Annotated in this window: 15 protein-coding genes; 2 read left to right on the top strand and 13 right to left on the bottom strand. The window is 68.0% G+C overall.

Translation table 11 applies throughout. The features are described from left to right. Position 1 precedes the first annotated feature (1 nt). From lpxA to rpsB, 13 genes are all read right to left on the bottom strand, one after another. Positions 2-790: an acyl-ACP--UDP-N-acetylglucosamine O-acyltransferase gene (gene lpxA, locus J2X20_RS04960; RefSeq protein ID WP_310261677.1), complete on the bottom strand. Its 789-nt coding sequence runs from the start codon at positions 788-790 to the stop codon at positions 2-4. Between the two features lie 4 nt (positions 791-794). Then, positions 795-1,277, bottom strand: coding sequence for a 3-hydroxyacyl-ACP dehydratase FabZ (fabZ, locus tag J2X20_RS04965; RefSeq protein WP_310261680.1), 483 nt, complete (start codon positions 1,275-1,277; stop codon positions 795-797). After that, the gene (gene lpxD, locus J2X20_RS04970) at positions 1,274-2,332 is read right to left on the bottom strand and encodes a UDP-3-O-(3-hydroxymyristoyl)glucosamine N-acyltransferase (RefSeq protein WP_310261683.1); all 1,059 of its coding nucleotides are present in this window, start codon (positions 2,330-2,332) and stop codon (positions 1,274-1,276) included. Before lpxD ends, fabZ begins: the two co-directional genes overlap by 4 nt. A gap of 12 nt (positions 2,333-2,344) precedes the next feature. Beyond that, a complete protein-coding gene (locus tag J2X20_RS04975; protein WP_409034129.1) occupies positions 2,345-2,851 on the bottom strand; it encodes an OmpH/Skp family outer membrane protein in 507 nt (168 codons plus the stop codon). A 2-nt stretch (positions 2,852-2,853) separates the two neighbouring features. Next, positions 2,854-5,136 (bottom strand): outer membrane protein assembly factor BamA, encoded by a 2,283-nt coding sequence (bamA, locus tag J2X20_RS04980; protein WP_310261690.1) that lies wholly within the window; start codon positions 5,134-5,136, stop codon positions 2,854-2,856. A 95-nt stretch (positions 5,137-5,231) separates the two neighbouring features. Next, positions 5,232-6,602, bottom strand: coding sequence for an RIP metalloprotease RseP (gene rseP, locus J2X20_RS04985; protein WP_310261692.1), 1,371 nt, complete (start codon positions 6,600-6,602; stop codon positions 5,232-5,234). Continuing rightward, entirely contained in the window at positions 6,599-7,765 is a 1,167-nt protein-coding gene (gene ispC, locus J2X20_RS04990) for a 1-deoxy-D-xylulose-5-phosphate reductoisomerase (protein WP_310261695.1), read from the bottom strand. Before ispC ends, rseP begins: the two co-directional genes overlap by 4 nt. Next, the gene (locus J2X20_RS04995) at positions 7,762-8,598 is read right to left on the bottom strand and encodes a phosphatidate cytidylyltransferase (RefSeq protein ID WP_310261697.1); all 837 of its coding nucleotides are present in this window, start codon (positions 8,596-8,598) and stop codon (positions 7,762-7,764) included. Before J2X20_RS04995 ends, ispC begins: the two co-directional genes overlap by 4 nt. Positions 8,599-8,608: 10 nt before the next feature. Then, the gene (gene uppS, locus J2X20_RS05000) at positions 8,609-9,328 is read right to left on the bottom strand and encodes a polyprenyl diphosphate synthase (RefSeq protein WP_310265109.1); all 720 of its coding nucleotides are present in this window, start codon (positions 9,326-9,328) and stop codon (positions 8,609-8,611) included. 11 nt (positions 9,329-9,339) lie between these two features. Beyond that, a complete protein-coding gene (gene frr, locus J2X20_RS05005) occupies positions 9,340-9,900 on the bottom strand; it encodes a ribosome recycling factor (protein WP_310261700.1) in 561 nt (186 codons plus the stop codon). A gap of 20 nt (positions 9,901-9,920) precedes the next feature. Continuing rightward, complete coding sequence (gene pyrH / locus J2X20_RS05010; RefSeq protein WP_310261702.1) at positions 9,921-10,631, bottom strand: UMP kinase; 711 nt, start codon at positions 10,629-10,631, stop codon at positions 9,921-9,923. 92 nt (positions 10,632-10,723) lie between these two features. After that, positions 10,724-11,617, bottom strand: coding sequence for a translation elongation factor Ts (tsf, locus tag J2X20_RS05015; RefSeq protein ID WP_310261705.1), 894 nt, complete (start codon positions 11,615-11,617; stop codon positions 10,724-10,726). A gap of 69 nt (positions 11,618-11,686) precedes the next feature. Further along, positions 11,687-12,433, bottom strand: a complete 747-nt coding sequence (gene rpsB / locus J2X20_RS05020) for a 30S ribosomal protein S2 (RefSeq protein ID WP_310261709.1) — start codon at positions 12,431-12,433, stop codon at positions 11,687-11,689. Between the two features lie 311 nt (positions 12,434-12,744). Between rpsB and J2X20_RS05025 the strand changes: the two genes are divergently transcribed. Beyond that, positions 12,745-13,995 carry an NAD(P)/FAD-dependent oxidoreductase gene (locus J2X20_RS05025; protein ID WP_310261711.1) on the top strand — a complete coding sequence of 417 codons (1,251 nt, stop codon included), beginning with the start codon at positions 12,745-12,747 and terminating at the stop codon, positions 13,993-13,995. A 10-nt stretch (positions 13,996-14,005) separates the two neighbouring features. Beyond that, the gene (locus J2X20_RS05030) at positions 14,006-15,358 is read left to right on the top strand and encodes an NAD(P)H-hydrate dehydratase (RefSeq protein ID WP_310261714.1); all 1,353 of its coding nucleotides are present in this window, start codon (positions 14,006-14,008) and stop codon (positions 15,356-15,358) included. Position 15,359 lies beyond the last annotated feature (1 nt).

Here is a 15,359-nt window from a genome sequence, read left to right on the forward strand (position 1 = left end):
ATCAGCGAACGATGCCGCGGGTGGACGCGGTGAGGAATGCGAGCATGTTGTCGATGTCGCCGTCGGCCGCGCCATCTTCCGTGCCCTTCAGCGCTGCGATGGCCGCCTTGGCCTCGTCCAGCGTGTGGCCGCTGCGGTAGAGCAGCTTGTAGATCTGGCGGATGACGGCTATGCGCTCGCTGCTGAAGTCGCGGCGCTTGAGGCCGACGACGTTGACGGCGCGCGCCGCCAGCGGGTTGCCGTCCACCGTCATGAAGGGCGGCACGTCCTGGGCCACATGGGCCTGGAAGCCGATCATGGCGTGGTCGCCGATGCGCATGCGCTGCAGGATGCCGGTCAGGCCGCCGATGGTGACGTGGTTGCCGACCTGCACATGGCCGGCCAGCGTGGCGTTGTTGGCCAGCACGCATTCGTTGCCGATGACGACGTCGTGGGCCAGATGGCAGTAGGCCATGATCCAGTTGTCGTGGCCCAGCGTCGTCTCGCCGCGGTCCTGGACCGTGCCGACGTTCAGCGTGCAGAACTCGCGAATCGTGTTGCGGTCGCCGATGACCAGCGTCGTCGGCTCGCCGGCGTACTTCTTGTCCTGGTTGGCCGCGCCGATGGAGCTGAACTGGAAGAAGTGGTTGTCGCGACCGATGGTCGTGTGGCCTTCGATGACGACATGCGGGCCGACCTTGGTGCCGGCACCGATCTTCACGTGCGGGCCGATCAGCGAATAGGCGCCGACCGTGACCGACGAGTCCAGCTCGGCGGCGGGGTCGACGATGGCGGTCGGATGGATGCTCATCAGATCAGTCTTGGATACGGCGCATCGTGCACATCAGCTCGGCCTCGGCAGCCACCTGCTCACCCACCAGGGCACGAGCCGCGAACTTGTAGATGCCAGCCTTGGCGCGGCCCAGCGTCACTTCCAGGATCAGCTGGTCGCCCGGCTCGACCGGGCGCTTGAAGCGCGCGCCATCGATGCCGGCGAAGTAGACGACCGACTTCTCGTCCAGCACGATGCCCACGCTCTCGATGGCCAGCAGCGTGGCGGCCTGGGCCAGGGCCTCGAGCACCAGCACGCCCGGCATCACGGGCCGATGCGGGAAATGGCCGAGGAAGAAGGGCTCGTTGATGGAGACGTTCTTGATGGCGCGGATGCGTTCGCCCTTGATGAGCTCCACGACGCGATCCACCAGCAGGATGGGATAGCGGTGCGGCAGGCGCCTGAGGATTTCGTGGATGTCCATCGTCGTCGGGACAGGGGTCGGGGTCGTCGTTTCGTCGTTCATTTCTTCTCCAGCGCGCGCACGCGTTCGCGCAGGGTGCTGAGCTGGCGCAGGGTGGCCGCGTTCTTCTGCCAGCTCGAATTCTCTTCGAAGGGATAGGGGCCGCTGTAGACACCGGGCTCGCTGATGCTGCGCGTCACGGTCGTCGCGGCCGAGATGTGCACGCCGTCCACGATGACCAGGTGGCCGATGATGTTGGCGGCACCACCGATGGTGCAGTTGGCACCGATGCGCGTCGAGCCCGCGACGGCCGCGCAGCCGGCCATGGCCGTGTTGCGGCCGATGTGCACGTTGTGGGCGATCTGGATCTGGTTGTCGAGCTTGACGCCGTCCTCGATGACGGTGTCGGAAAGCGCCCCGCGGTCGATGCAGGTGTTGGCGCCGATCTCGACGTCGTCGCCGATCGTCACATTGCCGAGCTGCTCGATCTTCACGTAGCCGCTCTTGCTGGGCGCAAAACCGAAGCCGTCCGCGCCGATGACGGCGCCGCTGTGCACCAGGCCACGCGCGCCGATGCGGCAGCCATAGCCCAGCACGACGCGCGGCGCCAGCCGCGTGTGGTCGCCAACGATGGCGCCCCGTTCAACGACGCAATGCGCGCCGATGCGGGCCTGGTCGCCGATGACGGCACCTGCCTCGATGACGGCCAGCGGTCCGATCTCCACGCCCTGGCCCAGCCTGGCGTCGGGCGACACGATGGCACTGGCATGCACACCGGCCTGGGGCGAAGGCCGCGTGCGAGCAGCCCACCACTGCGTCAGGCGGGCGAAGTAGAGATAGGGGTCGGGCGTGACGATGGCCGCGCCGCGGGCGGCCGCCGCCTCGGCCATCGACGGCGACACGATGACGCAGGCAGCGGCCGTCGTGGCGAGCTGGGCCTGGTAACGCGGGTTGGCGAGGAAGCTGATGCTCTGGGCGTCGGCCTCGTCCAGCGGCGCGATGCGGGCGATGCGAATCTCGGACCCACCAAGCAAATCGCCGCCCAAGGCGGCGATCAGCTGAGACAGCGCGACCGCTGTCGTTTCGCTGGACCCGAGCGCGACGTTTGTCGGGCTCATGGCGGGCTCGGTTTACTTCTGCGCGTTCAGCGCGTCGATCACCTTCTTGGTGATGTCCACGCGGGCGCTGAAGTGGATGGCGTCCTGCAGGATCAGGTCGTACTTCTCGGCCTCGAAGATCTGCTTGATCACGCGGTTGGCCTTCTCGACCACGGTGGACAGCTCCTCGTTCTTGCGCTGGTTCAGGTCTTCCTGCCATTCGCGGCGCTTGCGCTGCAGATCGCGCTCCTGCTCGACGACATCGCGCTGGCGGCGGTTGCGCTCGGCCTCGGACAGCGTCGGGGCGTCCTTCTCCAGCTTCTCGGCGGCGCCGCGCAGTTTGGTCTCCAGATCGCGCAGGTCCTTCTCGCGCTTGCCGAACTCCGTCTCCAGCTTGATCTGGGCTGCCTTGGCCAGGTTGGCCTCACGCAGCACGCGCTCGCTGTTGACGTAGCCGATCTTCAGTTCCTGGGCTTGCACCACCGTGGTGGCCACCATCATCGACGCGGCCAGGGCCATCGATTGCAAGAGCTTGCTCATCATCAGAATGCAGTCCCGATCTGGAATTGGAATTTTTCGATTCTATCCGTCCGCGCTTTGCGGATCGGTTTGCCGTAACTCAGGCGCAGCGGGCCCATCGGCGAGATCCAGGACAGGCCGATACCGGCGGACATGCGCAGCATGTCGCGGCCCTCGTTGTCCTTGCCGTTGGTCAGCGTGTTCCAGTTGAGCTTGGCGTCCGGGCCCCAGACGCCGCCGAGGTCGGCGAAGCCGAAGATGCGGAAGCTCTTGTCGTTGCCGCTGCCCGGCACCGGCAGGTAGAGCTCGGCGTTGGTGTTGAAGCGGCGGTTGCCGCCGATATAGGAGCCGGTCGGGTCCACCGGACCCAGTGAGCCGGCTTCGAAGACGCGCACCGAGCCCAGGCCGCCGCCGTAGAAGTTCTTGAAGATGGGATAGGGCTTGCCGCCCAGGCCCACGCCCCAGCCCAGTTCGCTGTTGATGCCCAGCGTGATCTTGTTGGTGATCTCGAAGTACTGCTGGTATTGCAGGTTGATGCGGGCGAACTTGGCGTCGCCGATGGCACTGGTCTCGACGTTGACGCGCTGGTACTTGCCCTTGAGCGGCGAGATGACACTGTCGCGGCTGTCGCGCTGCCAGCCGATGGTCAGCGGGATGGAGTTGCTGCGCTGGCCGAACTGGTTGACGAACAGCAGATAGCTGTTGGGCAGGCCCTTGGACGTCGTGATGTCGGTCTGCTCGTAACCGACGCCGAAGAAGACGGTGTCGACTTCCGAGAAGGGCACGCCGAAGCGGATCGCGCCGCCCTTGGTGACGTACTGGTATTCCTCGCCCAGCGTGTTGATCGGGCGCGTCGTGCGGTAGAACACGTCCAGCGAACGCGACACGCCGTCGACCGTGAAGTAGGGGTCGACCGTGCTGACCTGCAGCTGGCGGCCGGTGCGGGCCGTTGCGACGTCGATGCCGAGGTAGTTGCCCGAGCCGAAGACGTTGTCCTGGCGGATGGAGCCGGTGAAGGACAGCTTGGTCTGGCTGGAGTAGCCGGCGCCGACCGTGATGGCGCCGGTGGGGCGCTCGACGACGGTCAGCAGCACGTCGACCTGGTCCTGGGCGCCCGGCACCTCCTGGGTGTCGATGGTGACTTCCTTGTCCTTGAAATAGCCCAGGCGTTCGACGCGGTCACGCGAGGACTTGATCTTCTGGCCGTCATACCAGGCCGCCTCGAACTGGCGGAACTCGCGGCGGATGACCTCGTCGCGGGTGCGCGAGTTGCCGGAGATGATGACCTTGCGCACATAGACGCGGCGCTGCGGTTCGGCGACGAAGGTGACGACGACCTGGCCGGTGGCGCGGTCGATGTCGGGCTTGCTGTCGACACGGGCGAAGGCATAGCCATAGGTGCCGAACAGGTCGCTGAAGGCGCGCGTCGTGTTGGCCACCAGTTCGCCCTGGTAGGCCTCGCCGGGCTTCAGGAAGACGAGGTGCTTGAAGTCTTCCTCGCGGCCCAGGTAGTCGCCTTCGAGCTTGATGCCGGTGACGGTGTAGGGCTGGCCTTCGCTGACCGTGATGGCGATGCTGATGCTCTGCTTGTCCGGCGAGATCGTCACCTGGGTGGAGGTGACGGCGAACTCCAGATAGCCGCGGTTCAGGTAGTAGCTGCGGATGGTTTCCAGGTCCGCGTTCAGCTTGGCGCGCGAGTAGCGGTCGGTCTTGGTGTACCAGGTCAGCCAGCCGGTCGTCGTCTGCTCCAGCAGGCCCTGCAGCGTGCTCTCGGAGAAGACCTTGCTGCCGAGGATGCGGATCTCGGCGATCTTGGCCGGCTCGCCCTCGGTCACGTTGAAGCTGACGTTGACGCGGTTGCGCTCGATGGGCGTGATCGTCGTCGTGACCTCGGCGCCGTAGAGGCTGCGCGTGAGGTACTGGCGCTTCAATTCCTGCTCGGCGCGGTCGGCCAGGGCTTTGTCGAAGGGCTTGCCTTCGCCGATGCCGACGTCCTTCAGCGACTTGCTGAGGGCCTCGGTGTCGAACTCCTTCAGGCCGACGAAATTGACGTTGGCGATGATGGGGCGCTCGTCGATGATGACGACGACGGCATTGCCGTCGATGCTGATGCGCACGTCCTTGAACAGGCCGGTGGCGAACAGGGCGCGCAGGGCGGCGGCGCCTTTTTCATCGTTGTAGGTGTCGCCGATGCGAAAGGGCAGCGAAGCGAACACGGTGCCCGGGTCGGTGCGCTGCAGGCCCTCGACGCGGATGTCCTTCAGCACAAAGGGGTCGACCGCCCAGGCGAGGCCGGACTGGAACATCCCCGTGACAGCCAGAGCCAGCAAGCCGAGGCGGAAGGGGCGACGCTTCGCTCCCGAACTGAAAGAAAAGGACATGGGAACCGGGAGTTTCAGTGTCAATGCCAGCCCGTCAGACGGGAGGCAATGTCGTTGGTAAAGGCCAAGGCCATCATCAGCACCAGGATCAGCGCACCAGCGCGCTGCAGTTGCCGTTGCCACCATTCGGAGACGGGGCGGCCGCTCAGACCCTCAAAAAGATGATACATGAGGTGTCCTCCGTCGAGCATCGGCAGCGGCAGCAGGTTCAATACGGCAAGACCCAGGGAGATCCGCGCCAGGAATTCCAGATAGGGCACAAGCCCGGCGCGGGCGGATTGTCCTGCGGCATCGGCAATCGCCAAGGGCCCGCCAAGGTTCTTTACCGAAGCCTCGCCGACCAGCATGCGGCCAAGCAGGCGCACCGTCGTGGCGGCCATGTCCCAGCTCTGGCCGAGGCCGCGCCACAGGCCGTCGGCAAAGCCATAGCTGACGAAGACGCGCTCGGCCTTGCTGGCCGGCAGGATGTCCAGCCTCGCCACCTTGCGCCCGCCGTCGTCGGCGAGGCGCGGCGTCGGCTTCAGTTCGACGACCTGGCCGGCACGCTCGACGCGCCAGACCATGGTGCGCGGCTGCTGGCCGTCATGGGAGCGGCGGATGGCGTCGCGCAGGAAGGCCGAATCCGGCACCAACTGGCCGTCCACGCTCAGCACGCGGTCGCCGGCCATCAGCCCGGCGGCGGCGCCAGGGCCACCGGCCGTGACCTGGCTCAGCACCGGATCGGCCAGCGGCAGCAGGCCGATATCCATGAACAGCCGGGCATCCGGCGCACGGCCGGCCAGGCGCTCGGTCTCGAGGTGGACGCTGCGCGAGCCATGGCCCTGGGCGTCGCTGACTGTCAGATGCAGCGACTCGCCCAGGGCCTGGGCCCGCGCCACGGCGGACTGCAGATCGGACAGGGAGTCGACGTCCTGCCACTGCTGGTTGTCGGGCGAGGTGGCCCGCACCCAGTCGCCCGCATGCAGGCCGGCGCGTTCGGCGAGCGATCCGGCCGGCGGCGTGCCGAGCACGGCCTTGGGCACCTCGGAGCCTATCCAGGCCACCGCGGCGAACAGCAGCACGGCCAGCAGCCAGTTGGCCAGCGGGCCGGCCGCGACGATGGCGGCGCGCTGGCGCAGCGGGCGCTGGCTGAAGGCCTGCTCGCGCTCGGCCGGCGCAACCGGGCCGTCGCGCTCGTCCAGCATGCGCACATAGCCGCCCAGCGGCAGGGCGCTCAGCGTGAATTCGGTGCCGTTGCGGCCCACGCGGCGCCAAAGCACGCGGCCAAAGCCGATGGAGAAGCGCAGCACCTTGACACCACAGGCCCGTGCGACGCGGTAGTGACCCCATTCATGGATGGCGATCAGCAGCGCGAGCGCGACGAGAAAGGCCGGGATATCCGAAAGGCTCATAGCAGTCGCCGGGCATGCTCGCGGGCGCGCGCATCCAGGTCCAGCAGCGCCTCGATGCTGGCGCAGTCGCCGGGCTGAACGTCGGCCAGACATTGCGAGTTGACCGCATGGATGCGATCAAAGCGCAGGCGGCCGTTCAGGAAGGCATCCACGGCCACCTCGTTGGCGGCATTCAGCACCGTCGTGCTGCCCTCCGGCGCCCGCAGGGCCTGCCAGGACAGGTGCAGGCCGGGGAAGCGGACGGCATCGGCCTCCTCGAAGCTGAGGCCGGGTGTGGTCAGCAGGTCCAGGCGGCTGGCGCCCGAGGTGATGCGCTCGGGGAAAGACAGGCCGTAGGCGATGGGCACGCGCATGTCGGGCGTGCCCAGCTGGGCCAGCACCGACTGGTCGCGGCAGACCACCATGGAATGGATGATGCTCTGCGGATGGATGATGACCCTGATCTGGTCGGGCGTCAGATTGAAGAGCCAGCGCGCTTCGATGACCTCGAGCGCCTTGTTCATCATGGTGGCCGAGTCCACCGAGATCTTGCGGCCCATGACCCAGTTCGGATGGGCGCAGGCCTGGTCGGGCGTCACATCGGCCAGGGTCTGGGGATCGCGGTTGCGAAAAGGGCCGCCCGAGGCCGTCAGCACGATGTGGTCGATGCGCTGGGGCCAGGCCGTGCGGTCTTCGGGCAGGCACTGGAAGATGGCCGAATGCTCGCTGTCGATGGGCAGCAGCGTCGCCCCGCCCTCCTGCACCGCCTGCATGAACAGGGCACCGCCGACGACGATGGCCTCCTTGTTGGCCAGCAGCAGGCGCTTGCCGGCGCGCGCCGCGGCAATCGCCGGCGCGAGGCCCGCGGCACCGACGATGGCCGCCATGACAGCGTCGACGTCCGGGTGAGCGGCGATGTCGGCCAGGGCCTGGGCGCCATCCAGCACCTCGGTGCGGCTGCCGGCCTCGCTCAGCCGCCCGCGCAGACGGGCCGCGGCATCGCGCTCGGGCATGACGGCGAAGCGTGGCTTCCAGGTCAGGCACTGGGCCAGCAGCTCGTCGACGCGGCTCATCGCGCTGAGCGCAAAGACCTCGTAGCGCTCGGGATGGCGGGCGATGACGTCCAGCGTGTTCGCACCGACCGAGCCGGTGGAGCCGAGGACACAGACGCGTTGACGATTCATAGGCTGATCAGCGCAAGCGCCAACGGGAAAACCGGCAGCAGCGCATCGATGCGGTCCAGCACGCCGCCGTGGCCGGGCAGCAGACCGCTGCTGTCCTTGGCGCCGACGGCCCGCTTGACGAGGGATTCGAACAGATCACCGACAACGCTCATCGCAGCCAGGAAGACCAGGGCCAGCAGGGACACCCAGCCATGGCGCTGCACCAGCAGGGTGTAGAGGCTGGGGGAGTCGACGGCCAGGTTCACGTCGATGACGTGCACCCAGAAGAAGCCCAGCAGGATGACGCCGGCCAGACCGCCCCAGACCCCCTCCCAGCTCTTGCCCGGGCTGATGGCCGGCGCGAGCTTGCGCTTGCCGAAGGCCCGGCCGCAGAAGTAGGCCGCGATGTCCGCCATCCAGACCAGGCAGAACACCGACAGGATGAAATTGATGCCATGCACCTTGGCCTGCACGATGGCCAGCCAGGCGCCCCACAGCAGCAGCGCGCCCAGGGCCAGGCGGGCGCCACGGGCGATGCGCGGCCAGCCGGTCGGGCCGGCGCGCAGCGCATAGGCGCCGCCCAGCACCCAGACCAGGCTGGCCAGGGACCAGACCCAGGCCGGCGGAGCGTTCAGGCCGCCGATCAGCAGCGTCCAGACGCAGGCCAGGGCCAGGGCCACGCCGCCGGCGATCGCGCCGGTGCCGGGCAGGCCGTTGAGCTTGACCCATTCCCAGCCGGCCGCGCCCATCATGACGACGGTGACCCAGGCAAAGGGCCAGGGCGAAGCCTGGAAGAGTACTGGCAGCAGGATGGCCAGCAGCACGACGGCGGTGATGACGCGCGTTTTCAGCATGGCCAGCCTTTCAGGCAGCGGGGGTTTCTTTCACGCCGCCAAAACGGCGGTCGCGCTCGTGGAAAGCCGCGATGGCCGCATCCAGCTCGCGCTCACCGAACTCGGGCCAGAGGCAATCCGAGAACACGAACTCGGTGTAGGCGGCCTGCCAGAGCAGGAAATTGCTGATGCGCACCTCACCGCCGGTGCGGATGAAGAGGTCGGGGTCGGGTGCATAGCTCATGGCCATGAACTCCGACAGGCGCGCCTCGGTCAGTTCGGCAGCCGGCACGCCGGCCTCGATGGCCTTGCGGCAGGCCTGCACGATGTCCCAGCGGCCGCCGTAGTTGAAGGCGACGTTGAGCGTCAGCTTGGTGTTGTGCAGGGTGCTGCTCTCGGCCTCGTTCCAGGCATTGCGCAGCTTGTCGGACACCGCGTCGCGGTCACCGACGATGCGGATGCGCACGCCCATGGCGCCCATCTTGGCCAGATAGCGGCTCACCGCGGCCAGCACCAGGCCCATCAGGCCCGAAACCTCGTCGCTGGGCCGCTTCCAGTTCTCGCTGGAGAAGGCGAAGACGGTCAGATGCTCGATATCGCGGTCGATGCAGGCCTGGACGACCTTGACGAGGCTGTCCACACCGGCCTTGTGGCCGAAGAAGCGCGGCAGGAAGCGCTTCTTGGCCCAACGGCCGTTGCCATCCATGACGATGGCGACATGGCGCGGCGGCGCCGGGCGGTCTTGCGCCATGAGGACGGCGCTCAAACCGCGAGGATCTCGGCTTCCTTGCCCGAGATCAGCTTGTCGATCTCGTTGATCACCCGGTCGGTGAGCTTTTGCACCTCGTCGAGGCTGCGGCGCTCATCGTCCTCGCCGATTTCCTTGTCCTTCAGCAGCTTCTTGGCGTGCTCGTTGGCGTCGCGGCGCAGATTGCGCACGGCCACCTTGGCGTCTTCGCCGATATTGCGCACGACCTTGGTCAGGTCCTTGCGGCGCTCTTCGGTCAGCGGCGGCATCGGCACGCGGATCAGGTCGCCCTGGGAGGCCGGATTCAGGCCCAGGTCGCTTTCGCGGATGGCCTTCTCGATCTTGGCGCCCATGCCCTTTTCCCAGGGTTGCACGGAGATGGTGCGAGCATCCAGCAACGTCACATTGGCCACCTGCGAGATCGGCACCATGGAGCCGTAGTAGTCGACGTTGACCTGATCCAGGATGCCGGGGTGGGCACGGCCGGTGCGGATCTTGTGCAGTTCGTTCTTCAGGGCTTCCACCGACTTGGCCATTTTGGCCTCGGCGTTCTTCTTGATGTCGGCAATGCTCATGATCAGTCTCTCTGGTTCGCTTAAACGTGGACGAGCGTGCCCTCGTCTTCGCCCTGCACGACACGCTTCAGGGCACCCGGCTTGAAGATGCTGAAGACCTTGATCGGCAGCTTCTGGTCGCGGCACAGCGCGAAGGCGGCGCCGTCCATGACCTGCAGGTTGCGGGTGATGGCCTCGTCGAAGGTGATGCGCGAGTAGCGCGTCGCGTCGGGGTTCTTCTTGGGGTCGGCCGTGTAGACGCCATCGACCTTGGTGGCCTTCAGCACGATCTCGGCACCGATCTCGGCACCGCGCAGGGCCGCGGCCGTGTCGGTCGTGAAGAAGGGGTTGCCGGTGCCGGCGGCGAAGACGACGACCTTGCCCTCTTCGAGGTATTGCAGGGCCTTGGGGCGCACATAGGGCTCGACGACCTGCTCGATGGCGATGGCGGACATGACGCGGGCCGTCATGCCTTCCTGGCGCATGGTGTCGGCCAGGGCCAGGGCGTTCATCACCGTGGCCAGCATGCCCATGTAGTCGGCGGTGGCGCGGTCCATGCCGACCGAGCCGCCGGCCACGCCGCGGAAGATGTTGCCGCCGCCGATGACGACGGCCACCTCGATGCCCATCTGCGTCACTTCGCGGATCTCCTGCACCATGCGCACGATGGTCGCGCGGTTGATGCCGTAGGCGTCGTCGCCCATCAGGGCTTCGCCGGAGAGTTTGAGCAGGATGCGCTTGTACGCGGGCATGGTGTCCTCAGTAGTGGGGGCCTATGGTGGGCCGCAAGTTTAAAGGGCGCCAACTTGGCGCCCCTTCATTTCGTACGATTTCGCAAGCGTCTTTACTGACCCTTGGCAGCTGCCACCTGGGCCGCCACTTCGGCCGCGAAGTCGTCAACCTTCTTCTCGATGCCTTCGCCAACGACGTAGAGCGTGAAGCCCTTGACCGTCGTGTTGGCCGACTTCAGGTAGGCGCCCACGGTCTGCTTGCCGTCGGCGGCCTTCACGAAGACCTGGTCCAGCAGCGAGACTTCCTTCAGGAACTTCTGCACCGAGCCTTCGACCATCTTGGCGACGATGTCGGCCGGCTTGCCGGATTCGGCGGCCTTCTCGGTGGCGATCTTGCGCTCCTTCTCGACCAGCTCGGCCGAGACGTCGGCGCCCGACAGGGCGGCCGGCTTCATGGCGGCGATGTGCATGGCCACGTCCTTGGCGGCGACGTCGTCACCTTCGAACTCGACCATCACGCCGATGCGGGTGCCGTGCAGGTAGGAAGCCAGCTTGCTGCCAGCGTAGCGCTGGAAGCGGCGGATCGTCATGTTCTCGCCGATCTTGCCGATCAGGCCCTTGCGCACGTCTTCCACGGTCGGGCCGAAGCCTTCTTGCGACAGGGGCAGGGCCGACAGGGCGGCCACGTCGGCCGGGTTGGTTTCAGCCACCAGGCCGGCCAGGGCGGACACGAAGGCCAGGAAGGCGTCGTTCTTCGAGACGAAGTCGGTCTCGCAATTGACTTCGATCAGGGCGCCATTGCCGCCGACGACGGCGGACGACACCACGCCTTCGGCGGTGATGCGCGAAGCGGCCTTGCCGGCCTTGTTGCCCAGCTTGACGCGCAGGATCTCTTCAGCGCGGCCCAGGTCGCCGTCGGCCTCGGTCAGCGCCTTCTTGCACTCCATCATCGGCGCGTCGGTGCGGGCACGCAGTTCGCCCACCATGCTTGCAGTGATTGCAGCCATTTCTATCTCCAGATTTCGGTTGGCAAAAGGGGCCTCGCGGCCCCTTTCAGATGCGGGGTCGAGAAGGCTTCAGGCCTCTTCGGAAACCTCGACGAACTCGTCGCCAGCGGGGGCGACGGCGGCCAGCACGTCATTCGTGGCGTTGGCCTTGCCTTCCAGCACGGCGTCGGCGACGGCGCGGGCATACAGGGCGACCGCCTTGGCGGAGTCGTCGTTGCCGGGGATGACGTAGTCGATGCCGATGGGCGAGTGGTTGGTGTCAACCACGCCGATGACGGGAATGCCCAGCTTCTTGGCTTCGGCCACGGCAATTTTGTGATAGCCGACGTCGATGACGAAGATGGCGTCCGGCAGGGCGGTCATGTCCTGGATGCCGCCGATGTTCTTTTCCAGCTTGGCGATGTCGCGCTGGAACAGCAGGGCTTCCTTCTTGATCGCGGGCTGGGTGCCAGCCTCGACCTGGGCCTGCATGTCCTTGAGGTTCTTGAGGGAGGTCTTGACCGTCTTGAAGTTGGTCATCATGCCGCCCAGCCAACGCGAGTCGACGTAGGGCATGCCGGCGCGCTGGGCTTCGGCGGCGATGAATTCGCGGGCCTGGCGCTTGGTGCCGATCATCAGGATCGTGCCGCGCTTGGCAGCCAGCGAGCGGATGAACTTCATCGCATCGTTGAACGCGGGCAGCGTCTTCTCGAGGTTGATGATGTGGATCTTGTTGCGATGGCCGTAGATATACGGGGCCATCTTGGGATTCCAGAAGCGGGTTTGGTGGCCGAAATGGACGCCGGCTTCCAGCATCTCGCGCATCGTGACAGACATGGTCTTGCTCCGAAGGTTGTGTCTAAAATCCGGCCCGAATTGCGTTGCAGCGCCTGGAAACAACCGTTTCGAGACTGCCGCAAGCCGCAACACCTTAGGTGGCCGGTTTGCGATTTGTTGCGACGAGTGGCCGTCAACGCCCGTTGACCGCTGCACCCCTCACAACCGTTTTGCCTTGAGTTGCGCAGCTCCAAGAGCCACTCCCTCCGGCAAAACCCGCAGAGTATACACAACTTCATGCCCCTCCTCAGCCGACGCCGCGCCCCCGCGGTCGCCAGCGCGCCCTTCCCGACTGCCTTCAGGGTGTCCGCTTGACGCGCAGCGTCGCCGTGGTGGGCGCCGGCCTCGCCGGCGTCACGACGGCCTATGAACTGGCTGCCCTGGGTCTCAAGGTCCAGGTCTTCGAACGCGGCGGCAGCGTGGCCGAACAGGCCAGCTTCGCCAGCAGCGCCCTGCTCTCCCCCTTCGTGCCCGACCTGGCCGACACGGCGCCCCCGGCGCCGGTGGGCTTCAGGTTCGCCCGTTGGCGCGCCGGCCGCAAAGGCGGCGAGGCCCCCGGCCAACTGGCCGCGTTGAGCCAGCTCAGCCTGGCGCGCACCGCCGAGCTGCGCCGTGAGCTGGGGCTGGATGACGAGGCCAGCCAGGGCCTGCTCGTTGCGCTGACCGACGCCAAGCGCGTGGCCGCCGCCGAGGCGCGGCTGGAAGGCTGGAAGGCCCTGGGCCTGCAGGTCGAACTCATCGAGGCCGGCGAGGCCCGGCTGCGCGAACCCGGCCTGAATGCCGATGCACCGCTGTCCGCCGCCCTGGCCCTGGCCCACGGCGGCGCGGGCAACGCCCGGCTGTTTGCCCAGCAGTTGCGCCTGCAGGCCCAGCGCCTGGGCGCGGAGTTCCGCTTCCACACCACCGTGCGCGCCATCGCCGCCGACGGTGCCGGCCTGAACCTGCGCCACGAGTACACCCCGCCCATGGAGGCGCCGACGCGCGGCCCCGAGCGTGAGGCCGGCGACACCCTGCCCCAGTTGCTCGGCCCACAGGACTCGCGCTTCGACGCCGTCGTGCTCTGCAACGGCCTGGAAGCTCCGGCCCTGCTTGGCCAGCGCCTGCCCTTGTCGGCCCATCACGAGACCTCGGTCACCGCGCCGCTGCGCCTGCTGGAGGCCCACCCCGACCTCGGCCCCAAGGCGGCCTGGGTCGACCCTTCACGCGGCCTGACGGTCACTCGCACCGGCCAGCGCGTGCGCGTGACCGGCGGCCTCACGGTCACCGATGTACGCGCCAGGGTCACGCCCGACTTCGAGACCCTGCATCGCGGCCTGCAGCACTGGTTTCCCGGCTCGGTCCTGCACCAGCAGGTGCAGCAAGGCCAGAGCCGTCGCGCGCTGACCGCCGATGGCCTGCCGCTGCTTGGCGCCAGCGGCCGCCCGGGCCTGTGGCTCAACCTGTCGCCCGGCGGCCAGGGCTGGGGCCTGGCCTGCGGCAGCGCCCAGGTGCTAGCGCAGCTGATCGCCGGCCAGGCACCAGCGCGCGACATTGCCGCCCTCGGCCCGCAAAGACTCGCCTAAGCTCGTGGGCATGCGCGCGCTGCTGCCCACCACCGCCTCCCTGCCCCTTTTCAACGTCGCCGCCAGCCGGCGCATCGAGGCGCGCGCCCTCGTCCATTCGCCCGACCTGATGGAGCGTGCCGGCCTGGCCGTCGCCAAGCTCGCGCTGGCGCTGCGCCAGGGCCAGGGGCCGGTCTGGATTGCCTGCGGCCCGGGCAACAACGGCGGCGACGGGCTGGTGGCTGCAAGGCGTCTGGCCGAGGCCGGTGTGCCGGTGCACGTCAGCCACGAGGCACCGGCCTGCCCCTCCCTGGTCATCGACGCGTTGCTGGGCCTGGGCCTGAACCGCGGACCGTCGGCCGAGATGCTCGTCACCATGGCCGCGATGGCCGCCTGCGGCGCACCCATCCTCGCCGTGGACCTGCCCAGCGGCCTGCTGGCAGACACCGGCCAAGCCGCCGGCGACCATGCCGTGCACGCCGACCACACGCTGACGCTGTTGACCCTCAAGCCCGGACTCTTCACCGGCGAGGGCCGTGCGCACGGCGGGCGCATCTGGTTCGACGACCTGGGCATCGCGCCCGACGAGCCGCCCACGGCTGACTTGCTGGGGCCCGGCGCCCCCCCCCACCGCAGCCCCACCAGCCACAAGGGCAGCCATGGCCAGGCGCTGGTGGTGGGCGGCGCACCCGGCATGCAGGGCGCCGCGCGTCTGGCCGCCCGCGCAGCGCTGGCCTGCGGCGCCGGTCGGGTCTATGTGGACCTGTTGGGCCTGGACGCCGGCGAAGTGGCCGATGCCGGCCGGCCCGAGCTGATGCGCGGCCGCCTTGCCGACGTCCCTCAGGCCGTGGGCGTCATTGGCTGCGGCGCCGGCAACGCCATCACGCCCGCCCTGCCCGCGCTGCTGCGGACGCTGCCGCGCCTGGTCCTGGACGCCGACGCGCTGAACGCCGTGGCCGCCGACGCAGCCCTGCAGGCGCTGGTGAGCGCGCGCCCCGCAGGGACCACGCTGATGACGCCGCATCCGCTCGAAGCCGCACGCCTGCTCGGCCGCGACACGGCCACGCTGCAGGCCGACCGCCTCGCCGCAGCGAATGCGCTGGCGACACGCTTCAATGCCAGCATCGTGCTCAAGGGCTCGGGCAGCGTCGTTGCATCGCCGGGCGAGCGGCCCGCCATCTGCGCCAGCGGCGGGCCGGCCCTGGCCACGGCCGGCAGCGGCGATGTGCTGGCCGGTTGGCTGGGCGGCCTCTGGGCCCAACAGCCCACACTCAGCGCCCACGCGGTGGCCTGCGCCGGCGTGGACGCACACGGCCGCGCCGGCGAGGTTGACGGCGTGCTGCGCGCCGGCGACCTCATAGACCGCCTGGCCGCTCAGCGCTGAG

It is taken from the genome of Roseateles saccharophilus, assembly GCF_031458095.1.
Lineage (GTDB): Bacteria > Pseudomonadota > Gammaproteobacteria > Burkholderiales > Burkholderiaceae_C > Pelomonas > Pelomonas saccharophila_A.